At 36.0% G+C, this 19,509-nt stretch carries 18 protein-coding genes; 4 read left to right on the top strand and 14 right to left on the bottom strand.

Annotation, left to right across the window (positions count from 1 at the left end):
• Nucleotides 1–4: 4 nt before the first annotated feature.
• The 7 genes from MHH73_RS08900 to coxB form a co-directional block, all read right to left on the bottom strand.
• The gene (locus MHH73_RS08900; RefSeq protein WP_341066234.1) at nucleotides 5–322 is read right to left on the bottom strand and encodes a hypothetical protein; all 318 of its coding nucleotides are present in this window, start codon (nucleotides 320–322) and stop codon (nucleotides 5–7) included.
• A gap of 271 nt (nucleotides 323–593) precedes the next feature.
• Entirely contained in the window at nucleotides 594–1,061 is a 468-nt protein-coding gene (locus MHH73_RS08895) for a DUF420 domain-containing protein (RefSeq protein WP_191812457.1), read from the bottom strand.
• A gap of 183 nt (nucleotides 1,062–1,244) precedes the next feature.
• Nucleotides 1,245–2,144, bottom strand: a complete 900-nt coding sequence (ctaG, locus tag MHH73_RS08890) for a cytochrome c oxidase assembly factor CtaG (RefSeq protein WP_191812459.1) — start codon at nucleotides 2,142–2,144, stop codon at nucleotides 1,245–1,247.
• A gap of 268 nt (nucleotides 2,145–2,412) precedes the next feature.
• Entirely contained in the window at nucleotides 2,413–2,745 is a 333-nt protein-coding gene (ctaF, locus tag MHH73_RS08885) for a cytochrome c oxidase subunit IVB (RefSeq protein ID WP_191812461.1), read from the bottom strand.
• Between the two features lie 3 nt (nucleotides 2,746–2,748).
• The gene (locus tag MHH73_RS08880) at nucleotides 2,749–3,378 is read right to left on the bottom strand and encodes a cytochrome (ubi)quinol oxidase subunit III (protein WP_191812463.1); all 630 of its coding nucleotides are present in this window, start codon (nucleotides 3,376–3,378) and stop codon (nucleotides 2,749–2,751) included.
• Nucleotides 3,378–5,243 (bottom strand): cytochrome c oxidase subunit I, encoded by a 1,866-nt coding sequence (gene ctaD, locus MHH73_RS08875; RefSeq protein WP_191812465.1) that lies wholly within the window; start codon nucleotides 5,241–5,243, stop codon nucleotides 3,378–3,380. Before ctaD ends, MHH73_RS08880 begins: the two co-directional genes overlap by 1 nt.
• Nucleotides 5,244–5,277: 34 nt before the next feature.
• Nucleotides 5,278–6,336: a cytochrome c oxidase subunit II gene (coxB, locus tag MHH73_RS08870; protein WP_341066225.1), complete on the bottom strand. Its 1,059-nt coding sequence runs from the start codon at nucleotides 6,334–6,336 to the stop codon at nucleotides 5,278–5,280.
• 1,018 nt (nucleotides 6,337–7,354) lie between these two features.
• On the opposite strand from coxB, the gene MHH73_RS08865 reads away from it, so the two are divergent.
• Nucleotides 7,355–8,314 carry a COX15/CtaA family protein gene (locus MHH73_RS08865; protein WP_191812469.1) on the top strand — a complete coding sequence of 320 codons (960 nt, stop codon included), beginning with the start codon at nucleotides 7,355–7,357 and terminating at the stop codon, nucleotides 8,312–8,314.
• 78 nt (nucleotides 8,315–8,392) lie between these two features.
• Here the strand turns inward: MHH73_RS08865 and pyc are convergent, their stop codons facing one another.
• The 4 genes from pyc to glsA all read right to left on the bottom strand — a co-directional run bounded on the left by pyc (nucleotide 8,393) and on the right by glsA (nucleotide 14,744).
• Complete coding sequence (gene pyc, locus MHH73_RS08860) at nucleotides 8,393–11,836, bottom strand: pyruvate carboxylase (RefSeq protein WP_341066222.1); 3,444 nt, start codon at nucleotides 11,834–11,836, stop codon at nucleotides 8,393–8,395.
• 19 nt (nucleotides 11,837–11,855) lie between these two features.
• Nucleotides 11,856–13,070, bottom strand: a complete 1,215-nt coding sequence (locus MHH73_RS08855; RefSeq protein WP_341066219.1) for an FtsW/RodA/SpoVE family cell cycle protein — start codon at nucleotides 13,068–13,070, stop codon at nucleotides 11,856–11,858.
• 359 nt (nucleotides 13,071–13,429) lie between these two features.
• On the bottom strand, nucleotides 13,430–13,711 hold the full coding sequence (locus tag MHH73_RS08850) for a YlaN family protein (protein ID WP_341066217.1): 282 nt from the start codon (nucleotides 13,709–13,711) through the stop codon (nucleotides 13,430–13,432).
• Nucleotides 13,712–13,805: 94 nt separating this feature from the next.
• Nucleotides 13,806–14,744 carry a glutaminase A gene (gene glsA, locus MHH73_RS08845; RefSeq protein WP_191812475.1) on the bottom strand — a complete coding sequence of 313 codons (939 nt, stop codon included), beginning with the start codon at nucleotides 14,742–14,744 and terminating at the stop codon, nucleotides 13,806–13,808.
• Nucleotides 14,745–14,889: 145 nt separating this feature from the next.
• On the opposite strand from glsA, the gene MHH73_RS08840 reads away from it, so the two are divergent.
• Nucleotides 14,890–15,387: a peptidyl-prolyl cis-trans isomerase gene (locus MHH73_RS08840; RefSeq protein ID WP_341066213.1), complete on the top strand. Its 498-nt coding sequence runs from the start codon at nucleotides 14,890–14,892 to the stop codon at nucleotides 15,385–15,387.
• Nucleotides 15,388–15,451: 64 nt separating this feature from the next.
• On the opposite strand, the gene MHH73_RS08835 is transcribed toward MHH73_RS08840, so the two are convergent.
• Nucleotides 15,452–16,798: a PhoH family protein gene (locus MHH73_RS08835; protein ID WP_225230503.1), complete on the bottom strand. Its 1,347-nt coding sequence runs from the start codon at nucleotides 16,796–16,798 to the stop codon at nucleotides 15,452–15,454.
• 182 nt (nucleotides 16,799–16,980) lie between these two features.
• On the opposite strand from MHH73_RS08835, the gene MHH73_RS08830 reads away from it, so the two are divergent.
• A complete protein-coding gene (locus tag MHH73_RS08830) occupies nucleotides 16,981–17,583 on the top strand; it encodes a YhcN/YlaJ family sporulation lipoprotein (RefSeq protein WP_341066210.1) in 603 nt (200 codons plus the stop codon).
• 83 nt (nucleotides 17,584–17,666) lie between these two features.
• Entirely contained in the window at nucleotides 17,667–17,867 is a 201-nt protein-coding gene (locus MHH73_RS08825; protein WP_191812481.1) for a YlaI family protein, read from the top strand.
• 41 nt (nucleotides 17,868–17,908) lie between these two features.
• Here MHH73_RS08825 and MHH73_RS08820 read toward each other — a convergent pair whose 3' ends face one another.
• Complete coding sequence (locus tag MHH73_RS08820) at nucleotides 17,909–18,463, bottom strand: nucleotidyltransferase family protein (RefSeq protein WP_191812483.1); 555 nt, start codon at nucleotides 18,461–18,463, stop codon at nucleotides 17,909–17,911.
• On the bottom strand, nucleotides 18,450–19,373 hold the full coding sequence (locus MHH73_RS08815; RefSeq protein WP_341069720.1) for a LysR family transcriptional regulator: 924 nt from the start codon (nucleotides 19,371–19,373) through the stop codon (nucleotides 18,450–18,452). The genes MHH73_RS08820 and MHH73_RS08815 overlap by 14 nt, the downstream gene beginning before the upstream one ends.
• Nucleotides 19,374–19,509: the final 136 nt, after the last annotated feature.

Raw genomic sequence — 19,509 nt, 5'->3', positions numbered from 1 at the left:
TTTCTTAAGAATCGATAAAGCAATGCTCGACTTTTAAAATTACCTTACCAACGCGAAGTCCAGTCAATAATCGAATATCTTCAATTATTTGTTTTTGTAAAACCAGCAAATCTGTTAAAACTTCTTTATATGGTATAATACTTAGTCTTACTTCAATTATTATCGGATCATCTAAACGCGTGATAATATCTTCACTACTTCTTCTAATTAACCTTATTTTTTCCTCCGCACCATCCATTTTAAGATAGCGTAAATTGGATTCTACAATGGATGAAATGATAAATTTGCGTACTTTTTGTTTTTCCCCATCTCGCTTTACCAATTGCATCATCCATTCATTCCTGTATTCAACCTTTTTAAGAAAGGATAATATAGTTAATGCAGTTCAATCGGATTTTGTTCTACTATGTCTTGTACTCATTAAACTGATTCTAAAAACCAATCATTATTCCTTACTGTTTGATGGAGTCACTAACTTTATACTTTCTATTCTCATGTTATCCATTGCCATAGGATGGAAACAAAAAAATCCGAGCTTATTCGAATAGCATTAGCACTCGAATAAGCTCGGACTTGCATTGTTTTTGAACTCCTTAAAATCCGAATATTGCCTTGATTAATGAAGTCGTTTCTCCGCCATGATAAAAGACATATAGTAGTAAATAAACCGCTACCCCTGTTATGGCCGTAGCAAACCAGATGATGCTCGTAAAGGGACCGATCTTTCTATGCAGTTTTAACTTATTCTTATATCCCGTATACAAATTGATGATTCCAAGTACTGCTCCTGATGTGGCCAGGGTAATATGAAAGATAAGAAAAAGGGTATAATAAATTTTTATATCATCAGGCCCACCGAATGATGTATTTCCGATAAATATTGTTCGACTAGCATAAATAATAAAGAATATGATGGCAAAAATGCCAGCAAACGTCATCGATTTTTTATGTGCGTCAATTTTTCTCTTACTAATTTGAACCCAACCAATTGCCACCATAATGGCACTTAACACGATAAAGGTTGTACTGATTGTTGGTAAGACAGGCAATGAATGCTCCATAGTAACTTCCTTTCTCATCAAACTTCCTATATGTATAGTTTATCCTTCATCAATTTCATGAAGAAGCTATGCTCATTTTATAAAAGTATTACTTCTTTTTCAATCATGATTGAATGGTTTTCGTAAAAGTTCTCTAATTGTTCAAAAATGGAGCCTACCTCAGTAGCTAGGTAGGCTCGGGATTTATTCCACTGTTCTTGGATTCATGAGCTGATTTTCAGCTTCATTCTCTGACTGTTCTTTACGATACCATTCAAAAAATACAAGCGCCAACACATACCCATAAACAATTTCCTGTATAATCTTCATAATAACGCCGCCTAACTGCTGATCATGCAGTAAAGACATGCTATTAAACATTTCTGGTCCACTTAAATTTAACCCTGCGAGAGTTCCTGTAGGGACACAGAGAGCTAATGCTTGCCCCCATGCATGTGGATCAGAATACGTTGCATACATCGGTGCATCTGCAAAAATAATCAGGGCACAAGCGGGTGTTAATAGAATCCCATCTGCAAATATATAACCGACTTTTTTTAGCCCACTTAATCTTTGCTGTTCTGGTAACGGGGTGATAAGCGGCCACCACATACAGATAGCAAAGAAAAATAGGATAATTGTATAAACTGTATGCAAAGTCATATCCACTTTGATTACATCAAAAATTAATGGGATATGGTAAAAAGAAAATAACCCATTAAAAAAGATTAAAGCAATTAATGGTTTTGTAAAAAACCGAAATAATGGTTTTACGATTGGTAAGGCAATAAAGGAACGCCACATCCATTTAGGAATTCCGTAAATAAACAAAATTGGCACAACTAAATATAGTACACCCATTTGAATCATATGTGCATAAAACATTAAATGTCCCATTAGATCAAGCGGAGAACCCTTAATCAGATATAAGACTAAGATTGCACTTGAGAAGAATAGCGCTTCTTTCTTATGTAATGGTTCACTATTAGCAAAACGGTGGCGAAACTTAACAGTCACTAAAAAGTACAAGATTAACAACAAGACCAATGCTAGAAAAAAATATGGACTCCATAATGCTCTAAATCCAAAAATACTAAGTGGCATTCTTACGTCACCTCATTTTATGTAATACTACAGGCCATCTTTATTGTTTCTGATATCAATGTCTATTATACGCTTGTCTTAAAGACCGTGGCAACCCACTTTATGGAATCGTTGTCAACATCTTACCTTGATTGTTGTAACTGTCATAAATTTTTAAGAATTGTAGCTCTATTTTGTCATTCATCTTTACTTGAAATAATGAGCAGTGTTATTTGACCATTTTTCACATAAAAAAAACGACTGATATTCATCAGCCGTTTTTTTAATTTTACCACCAAATAATTGTCACGAATGCCAGCAGAGTAATGAAAGCTACAAAGACGCCTGAGTACAGGAACAATGCAGGAGCTTCATGTCCTTTATGGCTCATATGCATGAAATAATATAGTTGAAAGCCTACTTGAATGATTGCTAGAACTAAGATAAACGGAATGGTAAACCATCCAGAAATATCATAGCCAACAGCAATGAAAGCCACAAATGTTAAAAAGATCATCATTGCAAATGAAACTACCTGATATCTCATTTCCTCTGCGCTTTTTCTGCGACGATATTCAATGTCAACTTTTGGGTTACCTGAGTTTAATTCTTCATTTGCCATCAGTTATCCCACCATTCCCATTAAATATACAACCGTAAAGATAAATACCCATACAACATCAATAAAGTGCCAGTATAAACTTGCAACATAAAACTTTGGTGCTGTATAAAGGTCTAATCCACGTTTTGCATTACGTACCATTAATGTAATGATCCATGCAAGACCAAATGCAACGTGAGCCCCATGGAAGCCAACAAGGGTATAGAAAGCTGTACCAAATGCTGAACTCGTAAATGTATGATGGTATTCATGTACATAATGGTTAAATTCGTAAACTTCAAAACCAAGGAATGCTAAACCGAGTAATACGGTAATGCCTAACCATAACTGCATTTTTTTGAAGTTAAAATTCTTCATATGGTACATTGCATAAACACTTGTTAGTGAGCTTGTTAATAACAACATTGTCATAACAAACACCAATGGTATTTCAAAAAGATCTTTGGCTAAATAATGGTCACTGTTTGGTACACGATCTTTTAATGCTAAATAAGTCGCAAATAAAGTCGCAAATAAAACAGTTTCACCACCAAGGAATAGCCAGAAACCTAAAAATTTATTTTTTCCATCGAGGGTTTGCTTTTCAGGCGCTGCAGGCCATGTTTCATATGTGAATTTTTCATCTGCCTTCATTATGCCTTACCCCCTTTATCATCATCCATTAATTCCTCTTTATGAATATGATATCCGTGGTCATCTTTAACTGATCTAAAGAACATAGAACCAAAGACAACCAACATGCCGATAATAAGTACTGGGATGCCCCAAGAATGTTCATTATGGTACATTGCACCGAATGCTGCGATAAACAATCCGAGTGAAATAACAAATGGAACGAAAGAATTGTTAGGCATATGAATGTCACCTATTGGCTCTGCCGGTGTCATCTCTTTATTACCTTCCATTTTCTCAATCCAGAATGCATCTAAACCACGTACAAGTGGTAGCTGTTTAAAGTTATAAAACGGTGGTGGTGATGGTAAGGCCCATTCAAGTGTACGACCGTCACCCCATGGATCGCCACCAACTTTTTCGTTCTTCGCAATTGTCATCACAATATTAATTAATAATACGATGGTTGCTACCGCCATAAAGAAGGCACCAACAGTACTTACCATGTTTGCCATATCAAATCCTTGACCACTATTAAACGTAAAGATACGACGCGGCATTCCCATTAAACCTAAGAAATGTTGAATAAAGAAGGTTAAATGGAAGCCAATTAAAAATAACCAGAATGTTATTTTACCAAGAGCTTCGTTTAACATTGTGCCAAACATCTTCGGCCAATATAGATGTAAACCGCCAAGTAATGCGAAGACTACCCCACCAACAATAACATAATGGAAGTGAGCAACAACAAAGTAACTATCATGGAACTGATAATCCTGTGCAGCTGACGCGAGCATAACACCTGTTACTCCACCCATTGTAAAGGTTGGAATAAAGGCTATCGCATATAACATTGGGGTTGTAAATTTAATACTACCGCCCCACATTGTAAAGAGCCAGTTGAATATTTTTATCCCCGTCGGAACAGCGATTGCCATTGTTGCAACAGAGAAAATCGCATTAGCGATTGGACCTAATCCCGTTGTAAACATATGGTGAGCCCATACCATGAATCCTAAAAATCCGATTAACACGGTAGCGAATACCATGGATGAATAACCAAACAATCTTTTTCTCGAGAAAATCGCAAAAATTTCTGAAAAGATACCAAAAGCTGGTAATACTAAGATATACACTTCTGGGTGACCAAAAATCCAGAATAAATGCTCCCAAATAATTGTGTTACCACCCATATCTGGGTTAAAGAAATTTCCTCCAAATAAACGATCAAAAAGCATTAAGAAAAGTGCTACAGTTAATGGAGGGAATGCGAATAGGATTAATGCTGACGTTACAAACGTTGTCCATGTAAATAACGGCATACGCATATAAGTCATTCCCGGTGCACGCATATTAATAATCGTTACAAGGAAGTTAATCCCCCCTATTAATGTACCCGCACCTGAGATTTGTAATCCTAGTACGTAAAAGTCTATCCCGTGACCTTCTGATGCAAGTGAGAGCGAAGCATAAGAAGTCCAACCAGCATCAGGAGCTCCTCCTAAAAACCATGAAAGGTTTAGGAATACACCACCAAAGAAAAACAACCAGAACCCTAAAGAGTTAAGGAAAGGGAATGCAACATCACGTGCCCCAATTTGTAGTGGCATAACCGCATTCATAAATGCGAATATCAACGGCATCGCTGCCAAGAAAATCATTGTTGTACCGTGCATAGTGAGTATTTCATTATATACTCCAGCACTTACAAAATCATTGCCTGGTACGGCTAGCTGGATACGGATAAACATTGCCTCTAGTCCACCGACTAGGAAGAAAAATCCACCAGCAATTAGATAAAGGATGGCAATTTTTTTATGGTCAACAGTTGTTAAGTAATCCCATAAAACGGCGCCAACACCTTTTTTCTGAGCATAGGTACTCACAATTTTACCTCCTTATTAAACGCATATCGCCTTATCAATCCTCAACTTTAAGGCCCATTAAGTAATCTGTTAATGCATCAATTTCTTCATCTGAAAGGTTACCATATTGACCTGTCATTTTATTTCCAGGTTTGAATTCTTCCGGATCTTTTATCCAAGCTTTCAGATTCTCTTCTGTGTGCTTTAAATATCCAGCTATATGCGTACGGTCACCAAAAGTTGTCAAGTTAGGACCAACAGCATTTGCTCCTGTAGGCGTAACCGCATGACACCCAATACAGCTTTGATTAAAGATTTCTTGCCCTTGTTCTGCAGACGCAGTTTCAGGTTGAGCTGCTTCTTCCATTGAAGCTAAATCTTCAGCCCAAGCATTAAAATCATCTTTTGAAATAGCTTTTACTTTAAAGTCCATTAATGCATGGGATGGTCCGCAAAGCTCAGCACATTTCCCATAAAAAATATTACCAACTTCATCAGCTTTCTCACTATTAAATTCTAACCAAAACTTATTCGTATTTTCAGTATTGGTATCCAACTTACCACCAGCAGCTGGAATCCAGAATGAGTGTTTCACATCTGTCGATAATAGATTGAAATATACTTTTTCGTCAGTAGGAACAACTAGCTCCTGACTAGTGACGATACCTTGATTCGGATATTCGAACTCCCACCAATAAAGATTTGCTTTAACATTTACCACCGTTACATCTGTTTTCCCATCTTCATTCTTTTCTTCCATAGGAGAAACATCAGCTAAATCAAACGTAGCTGCAACAGTCGGTACAGCTAAAACTAGAAGTAATAAAATTGGTATAACAGTCCAGATAATCTCTAATTTGTGACTTCCTTCAACTTGTTTAGGGATCTTATCGTCTTTACGACGAAACTTAAACAGTACGATAAGGAAAATGACTGTCACGACAATAATGACTCCAACCATAATGAATGTACTCAATAGCATAAGGTCATATTGTGTTTGCGCAACTTCACCCGCTGGTTGTAGTGTCGATATAAATGGTTCACCACAGCCGGCTAGAAATAACGTCGTTACAGCTAACATAAATAGCAGACGCCCTTTTGCAAGCCTTTTCATAGCTTATTCATACCCCTCTTTCATGAAAATTTCTTTGAGTGCTAAAACTTAATATGGATAAATCTCTCAACAAGAGAGAATCTCCCAACAACTGAAAAATGAACTACTTCACCAGTAATAATAAGTAAAGCCCAGCACATACTTCTAATCATATTGTTACAAACTTTGGAAAAGGTATTCCTATCTTAGAAAACAACTTTCTTAAAAGCTTGTCTTCTTTACTATTATGTTCACTTTTTAATTATGTAAGTAATCTCTTTTGTGTTAGCTATGTATTTAAGTAAACATAATATCCAGATTATTAAAAAAATCTCAGACAGATTTCAAGCTATTTTCGTTTTCATCCCATTCCTTTTAAGTATGTGATACTGGAGGCCATTTAATGACAGATTAAAAGTTAAGCACTATCTCCACTATAAAGCAAATTAGTTTACTTTACCATATTTGTCATTAAATTCACCAAAGCAGTTAAAATAAATTCCAAAACACTTACAATTCCCCTAAACAAATGTGATGCATTCACTGTATATTAAATCACATTTTTTAGTTATTTTGTGAAATTTTCTAGAATTAATTATGACTAATTTGTGTCAGAAGTTTGTTTTTCATTATATATTCATCACTTTTCTGAGATAATTAAGTTAATAATTTTTTCATTAAATGATAAATTAAGGTAATTACACAACTTCAGCTTTTTATACATATTTTCATGACAACTATATTTCTAGCAGACAAAACCGATGTTTTCAAGGGAAATAAGGATGAATACGGGAGAATTTTTATAAGTATTGTAATATTTTGATGAATCCTGTAGTATCAAAAAAGTGAGTATACATAGACGTTATTTTTTCACATTTAGTTAAATCGCAACTGAATCTCTTTTAAACTAAGAAATTAAACATAAAATCTACACAATATTTTGGCAAATACCATCATTTATATGGTATCAGTGAAGACTTTATGTTCTTAAAGCCAAAGCGCTCATACATACCTATACATTCAGAAGAGGGTGAAAGTTTTGCAACGATCATTAAAATGGTTCGCTGTCCTAACAACAATAGGCATGCTACTCATTCTATTAGGCGGGGCATTAGTTACAAAGACAGATTCGGGAGACGGCTGCGGGGCATCATGGCCATTATGTCACGGTGAATTTATCCCAAGCAATATATCACCCGAATTAATTATTGAGCTCGCTCATAGACTTGTTTCAGGTTCTGTCGGACTTATGGTTCTCATTTTAGCCATTTGGTCATGGAAAAAGATTGGTCATGTAAGAGAAACTAAATTTCTAGCTATTTCATCTGTCATTTTTCTAGTATTGCAGGCACTAATCGGTGCAGCTGCAGTCATGTGGGGACAATCTGATTTTGTAATGGCACTCCATTTCGGGATCTCTTTAATTTCCTTTGCCGCCGTTCTATTACTTACTTTGTTAATATTCGAAGTGGATAAAAAGTTTCAAGCAGAAAAACTTGTTATTGATCAACGAATGAAACGCCATATTATCGGGGTTACGCTCTATAGTTATATCGTTGTTTATACAGGTGCGCTCGTAAGACATGTAAATGCTAGTTTGGTTTGTTTCGATTGGCCTTTCTGTAGAAATGATGCCATCGGTCTTCCGCTGAATATGTATGAATGGATTCAGATGGGACATCGTGCAGCAGCTGGTTTAATATTTATTTGGATTACATATATCATGATACTAGCACTCAAACATTATAAGGATCAGCCTGTTATTTATAGAGGCTGGATTATCTCGTTTATTTTAGTCAGTTTACAAGTCATTGCTGGCGCACTAGTTGTAATTACCCAATTAAACTTGTACATTGCGCTCGCCCATGCATTTTTTATTTCTTGCTTGTTTGGGGTGTTAAGCTACTTTATTCTTCTGACTACAAGAAGCAAAGCGAATGAATTGGCTCAATCAAGAAAAACGGATAACAAAAAAGACAAAAATGTTCCGTTATCATAAATTTTTTAAAAGTTTGATGTAAGTAAATGTGAGCAAACAAAAAAACTTTTCCTCTTAGAAAGAGGAAAAGTTTTTTTGTTATGATCGCGCTAATTCAATTAAAAGATCACCCGTAGCAATCGATTCTCCATCAGTGGCATAAATTTCTTTGATTGTGCCTGTAAATGGAGCTTGTACAGTTGTTTCCATTTTCATCGCCTCAGTAATCATCAAGTGGTCACCTTGATTAACAATATCACCTTTGTTTACTACTGCCTTAATAACGGTTCCAGGCATTGTCGCAGCAATATGTGTTTCATTGTGAGGGTCCGCCTTCACTTTCGTTGCAACGGAAGATTTAATACTTTCATCTTTTATCACCACTTCACGAGGTTGTCCATTGAGTTCGAAATAAATCACTCTCGTTCCATCTGCTCGTGCTTGACCAATTGACACCAATTTAACAATAAGCGTTTTACCTTTTTCAATCTCCACTTCAATTTCTTCACCTAAGTTCATACCGTATAAGAATGTAGGTGTATCAAGAACAGAAACATCACCAAATTGCGTATATGTTTTGTGGTAATCCATGAATACCTTTGGATAAAGTGCATAGGCAATTGCATCAAAACTTGTCACTTCTCTACCTAATTGTTTATATAAAGTCGCTTTGATTTCATCAAAATCAACAGGTTCTAACAGTTCTCCAGGCCTAACGGTAATGGCTTCTCTATTTTTCAATATCGCCTTTTGTAGATCTTTAGGGAATCCTTGATACGGTTGTCCTAAATAACCTTCAAACAGCTCGACAACAGAATCAGGAAAGTCTAATGAAGCACCTTTTTGAATAACCGCTTCTTCATCTAATTGATTTTGTACCATGTATAGAGCCATATCTCCTACAACCTTTGATGACGGTGTCACTTTTACAATATCACCAAACATGTGGTTGACGCGAGAATACATCCCTTTTACTTCATCCCATTTCTCACCTAGTCCAACTGCTTTCGCCTGTTGCTGAAGATTACTATATTGCCCTCCAGGCATTTCATGTTGATAAATTTCCGTATGAGGTGCTTTCATACCACTTTCAAATTCTTGATAATATTTACGTACATCTTCCCAATAATAGGAAAGTTGTTCTAAAGCATTCACATTCATGTCAGGTTGTCTTTCTGACCCTTCTAACGCATAATATAATGTGTTTGCACTAGGTTGAGAGGTTAACCCAGCCATCGTACTTAAGGCAACATCAACAATATCAACGCCAGCCTCGATTGCTTTTGCATAAGTGAAAATCCCGTTACCACTCGTATCATGCGTATGCAAATGAATTGGAATATCTACAGTTTCTTTCAATTCAGAGATAAGCTCATATGCTGATTGTGGCTTCAATAATCCAGCCATATCCTTAATCCCTAGAATATGTGCACCTTGATTCTCAAGTTCTTTAGCCAACTCTTTATAATACGCTAGATCATATTTCTTTCTTGATTTATCAGAAATATCCCCTGTGTAACAAATGGCTGCCTCAGCAATTTTGCCTGTCTGTCTAACAGCGTCAATCGCTACTTCCATACCTTTTACCCAGTTTAAACTATCGAAAATACGGAAGACATCAATTCCTGCATGTGCTGACTTTTCTACAAACTCTTGAATAACATTATCCGCATAATTTTTATATCCTACGGCATTAGAAGCCCTTAATAACATTTGCAAGAGAATGTTCGGCATCTTTTGTCTCAATGTTAATAATCTTTCCCATGGATCTTCTTTCAAAAAGCGATAAGCTACATCAAATGTCGCGCCGCCCCACATTTCAGAAGAAAACATTTGTGGCAGTAGTTTTGCAGTTGGTTCAGCAATATTTTGTAAATCCTTTGTTCTAACTCTTGTTGCTAATAAGGATTGGTGGGCATCTCTAAAAGTCGTATCTGTTAATAGAACATTTTTTTGTTCCTTAATCCATGACACAAGACCTTCAGCGCCCCGTTCTTCAAGTACTTGCTTCGTACCAGATTGATACTCATTTGGTAAAATAATTTTTGGCATTCTTGGTTGATCAAATGCCGGTTTCTTCTGTTTTTCAATTCCAGGGAAACCATTGACCGTTACGTTACCAATGTAAGATAACATTTTTGTTCCACGGTCTTTTCTTTTTGGAAAAATAAACAATTCTGGTGAACGATCAATAAATGATGTATTATATTCACCTGTCAAAAAGTTTTTATGTTTTACGACATTTTCCAAAAATGGAATATTCGTTTTAATCCCTCTAATTCTAAATTCCTGCAAGTTTCGAACCATTTTTGATGCAGCTTGCTCAAAAGTAAGGGCATGAGTTGAAAGTTTCACCAATAATGAATCATAATGTGGTGTGATTACTGCACCTTGGTATGCATTACCAGCATCTTGACGAACACCGAATCCTCCACCACTACGATAAGCCATTAGTCTTCCTGTATCCGGCATAAAGTTGTTTAAAGGATCCTCTGTAGTAACCCGAGATTGAATCGCATATCCCATTGTTTTGATCTCTGTTTGATCTGGAATCCCAATTTTTTCACTGTGTAATTCATATCCTTCTGCAACTAATATCTGTGTTTGGACGATATCAATACCTGTAATCATTTCAGTGATGGTATGTTCAACTTGGACACGAGGATTTACTTCGATGAAATAAAACTCATCACCTGAAACAAGGAATTCAACTGTTCCAGCGTTGATATAATCCACATTCTTCATTAGTTGTACGGCTGCTTCACAAATACGTCCTCTTAATTCCTCGTCTAACGATACACATGGTGCGACTTCGACAACTTTCTGGTGACGTCTTTGTACAGAACAATCACGTTCAAACAGGTGAACAATATTGCCGTGTTGATCACCAATAATTTGCACTTCTATATGTTTCGGATTTTGTACGAATTTCTCGACATAAACTTCATCATTTCCAAATGCCGCTTTTGCTTCAGATTTGGCACGATTATATGCTTCTCTTACTTCTTCAGCACTTTTAACAATTCTCATTCCTCGGCCACCACCGCCAAGGGAGGCTTTAATAATGATTGGATAGCCGTAATCTCTCCCGAATTGCTCTACTTCTTCCACAGCTTGCACCGGTCCATCAGAACCAGGAATAACCGGAATATTCGCAATTTGCGCTTGTGATCTCGCCTTCACTTTATCTCCAAACATATCTAAGTGTTTAGATTCAGGTCCAATAAACTTGATTCCTTCTTCTTCACATCTTCTAGCGAACTGAATATTCTCTGATAAAAAGCCATAACCAGGGTGAATCGCATCAACACCACTATCTTTTGCAATTTTAAGAATACCCTCGATATCAAGGTAAGCATCAATCGGTTTCTTACCTTCACCAACAAGGTATGCTTCATCTGCTTTGTATCGATGATAGGATCCTGAGTCTTCTTTTGAATAAATCGCAACTGTACGGATATTTAATTCCGTACAGGCACGAAAAACACGAATGGCTATTTCTCCACGATTGGCGACTAATACTTTGCTAATTTTTTGACCCATAATAACACCCCGTATATTTTTATCGTCTATTATATGTAAAACGACCGCTCATACTTGCTGTTGTCTTTACCGGTTTGTCAGTCGTTACATTTTGTTCTTCTTTATCTTTATATTTCTTTTCATAGTTTACAAACATTGATACATTCACTAATATTCCCATTGATACCATAAGTACTAATAAGGATGATCCACCATAGCTTATAAAAGGTAATGGCACCCCTGTTAAAGGAATGACTCCTGATATACCACCAAGGTTAATAAACGTTTGAATACCAACCATACTTGAAACACCAATAGCCAATAAACTTCCAAATGCGTCTTTACATTTGAGCGCTACGAATATGCCTTTTAGTACGATGAAACCTAATGCAAATAGCACAAATAAAACACCAAAAATACCCAATTCCTCAACGATAACCGCCATAATAAAATCTGTATGAGCCTCCGGTAAGTAGCCCATTTTTTGAATACTTTGTCCTAACCCTAAACCACTTAATCCACCATTACCAAGGGCGATAAATGCGTTGGATAACTGATATCCTCCTTCAGCTTCAAACGGATGAAGGAAATCGAACCTTGCAAGCCTAGTATCTGTAAAGATTTTATCTCTTAAAATAATCATCATTGGAATTAAAAAAATAGCACCAATACCAGCTAATTTTAAAAGGTTTTTCATATTCATACCAGAAGATAAAATAATCGCTAGACCAATTAAAAAGATAATTCCTGCCGTTCCATAATCCGGCTCCATCGCGATCAGACCACAAACGAGAATCAAATAAACAAGCGGTGGTACAACTCCCTTATTAAATTCATTAATATAAGATTGTTTCTTGGCATAAACTGCAGACAAATAAACAATAACAATAACCTTTACAAACTCCGATGGCTGAATAGAACGGGTGCCTAAATCAATCCAACTTTGTGCGTTATTAACTGCGTTCCCGATTATCGATACAAGTAACAATCCAAAAAATGAAAAGAAAACGATTGGAATGAGAAACTTGTTACTTTTATATGCTTTATATGGGAATAGGGCCGCAATAATAAAAGCAATCGTACCAAAAATTAAATGTGTTCTTTGTTTATCATAAAAGTAGTCACTAGCAACTTCATTATGTTGGACAGCAGTCACCATGCTTGAACTATATACCATAACCAGTCCAAAAATACATAAAAGACCTAATACAACGATCAATGAATAATCATAAGATTTTAGAATTTTTTTAAACATATGCCTCTTCCTTTATTCTCTTAAGTAGTATATTTATTCTACTATAGCATTCATTTTCCTGCCAAAATAAAGATAAAAAGGAATGTAATTAAAACGTAACGCGATAAATGATTAGATCATTGTTCTGTATTATTCTATTCAATGTGACATACTAATTAATATATTTATACATCATAATTATCTTTTTGTCTACTATATATGCTTAATTAATAGATTCAGTTTCATAGTTCAGCATAATATTGCCTATCATTTATAAAGCAGCATAACCTATATTTCTTCTTATCCACTCTCCTCTTAACCAAGTTCTAACAAATAAAAAAACTCAAGCTAATATCCTTAGCTTGAGTTTTTAATATGTTTTATTTTTTTACTGATGCTTCATGTAGAATGGATAATTCTCTCTCAAGTTTATCAAGAATTTCTTTTCCATCTTTATCGGCAATTAATCCAAGTCTCACAGCAAAATCAATTTCACGAGATAAGCCAAACATCTGCGTATCAAGTACTTCTTCGTATAATGGACATTGAGGCATAGTAAAATTATCCATTTGGACTTTGATTAATTTTAATATTTTTTCAGCATCTGCCTGTAATAGAGCATTAGCTCTTTCTTTATGATCAATAACCATTTCAGAAGCCAACTTTCAATCCCCCCGTTTCCGAGCGATTATCCTATCTATAAATTTTAAACTTAAGTGAAGAAAAAAGCAAGGATAATCAGGGGAGATCCGCAGATTAAAAAATACTAAAATGATATTTCTTTGCCATAATCTTCAATATTTCTGCACCAGCTATACTATTCCCTCTCTCATCTAGTGCAGGCGAGAAAATGCCTATACCTAACTTACCTGGCACAACTGCCATTATACCACCCGAAACACCACTTTTCGCAGGGATTCCCACTTTGATTGCAAACTCCCCTGAAGCATTATACATACCGCAAGTGACCATGAATGTTTTGCATATTCTTGCAATTTCCTCATCAATTAATATGTTTCCTGATTGCGGATCACGGCCATTATTTGCAAAGACAGCTGCTATTCTTGACAAATCTAAACAATTCATTTCAATCGCGCATTGTTTCGTATAAACATCAATTAACTCATCGACATCTCCATCAATTACTCCATGTTGTTTCATAAAATAACATAATGAACGATTTAAGTCTGTTGTCTTATATTCCGAATCTGCAACCTCTTTATTGTAACCGATGGCTTTACCCCCTAATAAACATTGCACAAAATGGAGAATACGTCGCCACCTCTCATCGGGAGAATCTCCCCTTACCATGCTTGTAACCGCCAATGCACCTGCATTAATCATTGGGTTCAAAGGTTTAGAATGAGAGCTCGTCTCAAGCTTGATCATTGAATTATAAGGATCGCCCGTTGGTTCCATCCCTACTTTTTGAAATACATTCGTGTATCCTTGATCAATTAATGCTAGTGCTAGAACAATTACTTTTGAAATACTTTGTAATGTGAACTTTTGTTCAATATCTCCAGCTGAAACACAAGCATCACGACCGCGAGTAATATGAAAGACAGCAGCTGAAACATTTGACTGATCAGCTGCCTGCAAAGCCGGAATATAATCTGCTACTTTACCTCTAGCAGCAAGCGGCTTCACTTGTTCAATTATTCCTAACAATTCTTGATCTGTCTGACAACCCATTACACCCCTACTCTCCATCGACATTTCCTTATAGTTTAATACATTTAGTGATATTCCATTCGAGTTGAAATGACATTTATGGTTAAAAGCGTTATACTTTATTAGGACAAAAGATATTAGTCACACAAGCAGGGGGTATGACAAAATGAAAGATATCATCCATATTACAGGCAACGTCAAATATACAATTACACTCGATCCAAGTGTATGGATTTTTGATGATCGAAAAATTGACCTTGATACATATTTTGAGAATGAAGAAGAGTTACCGAATGAAAAGGAGGAATATACGAAAGCAGCCTCTAAACATTGGGATCGTGAAATTATGGAAGGTGCAGTATACCCACCAACACTTAAAACAGAAAAGAAATTTGAAAAAGTCCGTGTCTTAACTGGTACTTTTGGGATTCCCTTCTTGCCTTTCCTTACAAATGCAGAGCCAAATAGTGAAAGCAAGACAATAGAAGTACATTGTGAGAATGAAACAGTCAGTATCCCTATGGCAGAGGCAGAAAACCTCATTCTCGCCTTTTCATTAAAAGGAAAGCCATTGAAGGAAGATGGCCCAGTGCATATTTATTATAAAGATGGTAGCAATCGCCGTCAGCCAATTAAAAATGTGCTAGACTTCCATATTATATGAGAAAAAAGACTGAATTTGAGCAACTAAGCTCATTCAGTCTTTTTTCTTCAGTAGTTCTTAAATTTTATAAGATATCAGCAGCTAATTGAGCTAGCCCTGACCTTTCACCTTTAATCAATTTAGCATGCCCAGCAATCTTCTGATCTTTAAACTTTTCGACAACGTAGGTAAGTCCATTATTATAGGCATCTAAATACGGATGGTCAATTTGCTCAGGATCACCCATTAAGACAATCTTACTACCTTCACCAACTCTTGTTAAAATCGTCTTTACTTCATGCTTTGTTAAATTTTGTGCCTCGTCAATAATAATAAATTGGTCAGGTATACTTCTTCCTCTTATATAAGAAAGAGCCTCGACTTCAATTGAACCCATACCTGCCAAAATGGCATCTAATTCCCCTGGCTTCTTAACATTAAATAAATACTCAAGATTATCATGAATCGGTTGCATCCATGGCCGTAATTTCTCTTCTTTTTCTCCAGGTAAGAAACCTAAGTCCTTACCAACTGGGACAATCGGCCGTGCGACAAGTAATTTTTTAAAATCCCCTAAATCCTCAGTCTGCATTAATCCTGCAGCGAGCGCAAGTAATGTCTTTCCAGTCCCTGCTTTTCCAATTAAGGTAACAAGAGGCAAGTCCCTGCGTAAAAGCAGTTCTAATGCCATCGTTTGTTGTACATTTCTTGGTTTAATTCCCCAAATATGATCATAATCAAAAATGAGTTTTTTCAATTTACCTTTCGATTGATCCACAATGCCAAGTGCAGAAGCTGATGAACCAAGCGCATCTTTTAAAATAACAAATTGATTGGGATAGAATGCGTGGTTCGTTATTTTTTTTAGTGATAATTCTCCTTGACTGTAAAATTCATTCACCATATCTAAATGGAGATATACTTCAAGAAAACCTGTATATATATCATCATTTTCAATCACACGATCGCTTAAAAAATCTTCGCTTAGTAAACCAATAGCATCTGCCTTTACTCTTACAAGCGCATCTTTACTCACAAGAATAACTGGTCTACCACCTTCTTTTGTCTCTTCTTCTAATGAGAGGTTTTTAGCGACAGCCAAAATCCGATTATCGTTCGTTTTCTCAACAAAAATTTCTTGCAATTGGTGAAAAGAACGATGGTTTAGTTCGATGCGTAAGCTTCCTCCATTTTCAAGGAGGATTTGCTCATGCAGTTTCCCGGACTGCCTCATACTGTCAATCATTCTTGATACTTGCCTTGCATTCCTCCCAATTTCATCCATGTATCTTTTTTTCGAATCTACCTCTTCTAACACCACAGCTGGAATAACGACTTCATTATCCTCAAAAGAATAAATGGAATTTGGATCCTGCAATAGGACATTTGTATCTAACACGTATATTTTACTCAACCCGATGCCTCCCGCCATTAGAAATACATTAGTGCGTAAATAGTTCATTGCTTGTTAGTTTCAACATTTTCATTTATCAACATGGACAAATCTAACTTTGCTTAAAATATATGATTTATCGCATAAAGATAGAAGAACTTTCGCACACTAGTTATAAACATTTACTTTTTTTTATGTTTAATCTTGATGGAGGTAGTAAAATGAAGTACTTTTACGTTCTACTATCATTATTTATCGTACTCAACTTAACGGGGTGTGGTGCACAAAATAACGCACAATCTTCACAAAATGATAAAGATACACCTCATACGGTCAATGTGAAAAATAGTACCATTTCTGAAAAAGAAGTATTAACTGGACAAGAGACTTCTAAGCACTTAGCCACATTAGCTTCTGATAATCGTCATGTGAATGATGCAACTGCTGTCGTTTTAGGTGACTATTGCATCGTAGGCATTGATATTGATGAAGACGTTGAGCGTTCTGAAGTTGGCTCGATTAAATATGCAGTTGCTGAAAGCTTAAAGCATGACCCCTACGGTGCAAATGCTGTAATTATTGCCGATCCTGATTTATATGCCAGGCTACAGGAAGTAACAGAAGATGTGGAAAATGGCCACCCGATCACAGGGATTTTAAATGAGTTAGCTGATATATCTGGTCGATTGATGCCTGAAGTACCTGCTGATATCGTTGAACCGAATAAATCAGAAGAAACGGAAGAATCGAAAGAACAGCTTAATGAGCAAGAATCAAATAAATTAAATAAACATCAAGAAGAACAATCGAATAATCATAAGTAATTCACTACGGCATCCTTTCTTTTCAAAAACAGCTAGTTTATAATAAGGAAAATGGTTGTTTATTAGAAAAGGGATGTATATAAATGAAAGTACAATGTGTTATTTGTGATAAAATTGAAGCAATTGATAATGAATCATATGAAGCAAAACGTTTAAGAAACCGACCTATACACACCTATATGTGTGTTGAATGCAATGACAGAATAACAACAAAGACTAATGAAAGAGCAGCTACTGGGAATTTTAAATTGTATAGAAGTAAACAAGAAGAAGAAGAATGGTGATTTAAAACCCCTCCGTTAATGAGAAAACGGAGGGGTTCATTTCATTGAACAAAATGCCATCTTTTATTCCAACCTTTTGAAATCATTCTGCTTTCATATAATTGCATTCTCTCCCTCGATGCTGCAAAAAAAGGAGTCGGTTTGATACGAAGATGAATGAGGTCTTCAATACCCCATGGTGCTGTTATGACTAATTGATTTTCACTATCCAACTTTACTCCAATCGCGGTGGCTGTCTCCGGAAATTTTGCAATAGCGTCCTCTGAGGATCGATAAGGCGGCAGGCTATTAACAGAATGCATTCTCGCTTCGTTCTTAACTGACCAAGGAATGTGTGGAAGTATTTTATGTAATTTTTTTTCATACTGTTTTTCAATGTTCTCATTCAATTGCTGATTATCATAATAGATTACATCAACATCAGGCAATTGTGTCCTTTCTTGAAAATGATGGAGGGTATCCCAGACTTTTGAGCGAACAAAACCAGCACAAATCCACCAATCAGGTAATTGCAGTTGTTTAACTGCTTTTAATACGGCCATCATTTCTTCATCATCTCTAATTAACTGCAAAATATCTCCTTCATTTCGAATCATCTATTTCCTCCCCAAAACTTTCTTCCAACCCTTCTTTAAACCACTCACTACAAAACGCCACCCACTCTCTAGCAGCAAAAGATAAGTAATGTTCCTTTCTCCAAATCATAGCAAGGTCCCATGGAATCGCTGGCTCAATCAATGGTATCGTTTGAAGTTTACCATCAATACGCTTACATATACTTTCTGGTAATAAGGCTACACCAAGCCCTGTAGCAACCATCTCACTTATAAAATCCCATTGCGCACTCTCATAGGCAATCTTTGGTTGAAATCCAGAACGGACACACTCGACAATAATTCTTTCATGTAAGGTAAAGTCTTTTCGATATAAGATAAAGCTTTCATTCGCTAACTCTTGAAGTCGCACTGTTTCCTTTTGTGACAAATGATGATTAATGGGCACAACTACTTTTAAGTTTTCACAAGCGAAAGGAATATAATCAAAGTGTTCACTATTCATAGGCAGAACAGATACACCAATGTCAATCATGCCTTTTTTCACCTTTTCCTCTAATGCTCTTGCTCCGTCCTCAATAATTTCGATTTTAACTCTAGGATATTTTTTCCGAAAAGCATAAATAACAGCAGGAAAAAAACTTGCCCCTACCATAGGTGGCATGCCTAATTGAATTGTGCCTGTTTGTAACAGTTTAAGCTGATTAATTTCATCTGTAAGGTTTGCAAAGGAATCAATTATATTCTGCGATTGATTGTAAATCCTTTCACCAACGTCTGTTAACTTAATTGTCCTCCCATTTCTTTCAAATAAAACAACCGCCAACTCTTCTTCTAACCCTTTAACCATCTTACTAATAGTCGGCTGTGAAACAAACATTTTATCTGCCGCCTTAGTAAAACTTCCTTCATTCGCAACTGCAACAAAATATTTTAAATGTTGAATATCTATTGATGGACACCTTCTTTATAGAACATCATATTTATTATCTTATTTTAACGATAAGGAAGCTAGCTGTACATATGTACATAGTGATTCTATTTCTGTATGGATGTGCCATGGGATGCATATCGTTGTCCAGTAACCT

It is taken from the genome of Cytobacillus sp. FSL K6-0265 (assembly GCF_038003465.1).
Classification (GTDB): domain Bacteria; phylum Bacillota; class Bacilli; order Bacillales; family Cytobacillaceae; genus Cytobacillus; species Cytobacillus stercorigallinarum.
The sequence above is the reverse complement of the archived record's forward strand: the minus strand, read 5'-3'. Positions and strand labels throughout refer to the sequence as shown.

Excerpts from the sequence above, each read along its gene's own strand:
- MHH73_RS08895 (WP_191812457.1), bottom strand. The coding sequence starts at position 1,061 with ATGGAGCATTCATTGCCTGTCTTACCAACAATCAGTACAACCTTTATC.
- ctaG (WP_191812459.1), bottom strand. The coding sequence starts at position 2,144 with ATGCCACTTAGTATTTTTGGATTTAGAGCATTATGGAGTCCATATTTT.
- ctaF (WP_191812461.1), bottom strand. The coding sequence starts at position 2,745 with ATGGCAAATGAAGAATTAAACTCAGGTAACCCAAAAGTTGACATTGAA.
- MHH73_RS08880 (WP_191812463.1), bottom strand. The coding sequence starts at position 3,378 with ATGAAGGCAGATGAAAAATTCACATATGAAACATGGCCTGCAGCGCCT.
- coxB (WP_341066225.1), bottom strand. The coding sequence starts at position 6,336 with ATGAAAAGGCTTGCAAAAGGGCGTCTGCTATTTATGTTAGCTGTAACG.
- pyc (WP_341066222.1), bottom strand. The coding sequence starts at position 11,836 with ATGGGTCAAAAAATTAGCAAAGTATTAGTCGCCAATCGTGGAGAAATA.
- MHH73_RS08855 (WP_341066219.1), bottom strand. The coding sequence starts at position 13,070 with ATGTTTAAAAAAATTCTAAAATCTTATGATTATTCATTGATCGTTGTA.
- glsA (WP_191812475.1), bottom strand. The coding sequence starts at position 14,744 with ATGGGTTGTCAGACAGATCAAGAATTGTTAGGAATAATTGAACAAGTG.
- MHH73_RS08840 (WP_341066213.1), top strand. The coding sequence starts at position 14,890 with ATGAAAGATATCATCCATATTACAGGCAACGTCAAATATACAATTACA.
- MHH73_RS08835 (WP_225230503.1), bottom strand. The coding sequence starts at position 16,798 with ATGGCGGGAGGCATCGGGTTGAGTAAAATATACGTGTTAGATACAAAT.
- MHH73_RS08830 (WP_341066210.1), top strand. The coding sequence starts at position 16,981 with ATGAAGTACTTTTACGTTCTACTATCATTATTTATCGTACTCAACTTA.
- MHH73_RS08825 (WP_191812481.1), top strand. The coding sequence starts at position 17,667 with ATGAAAGTACAATGTGTTATTTGTGATAAAATTGAAGCAATTGATAAT.
- MHH73_RS08820 (WP_191812483.1), bottom strand. The coding sequence starts at position 18,463 with ATGATTCGAAATGAAGGAGATATTTTGCAGTTAATTAGAGATGATGAA.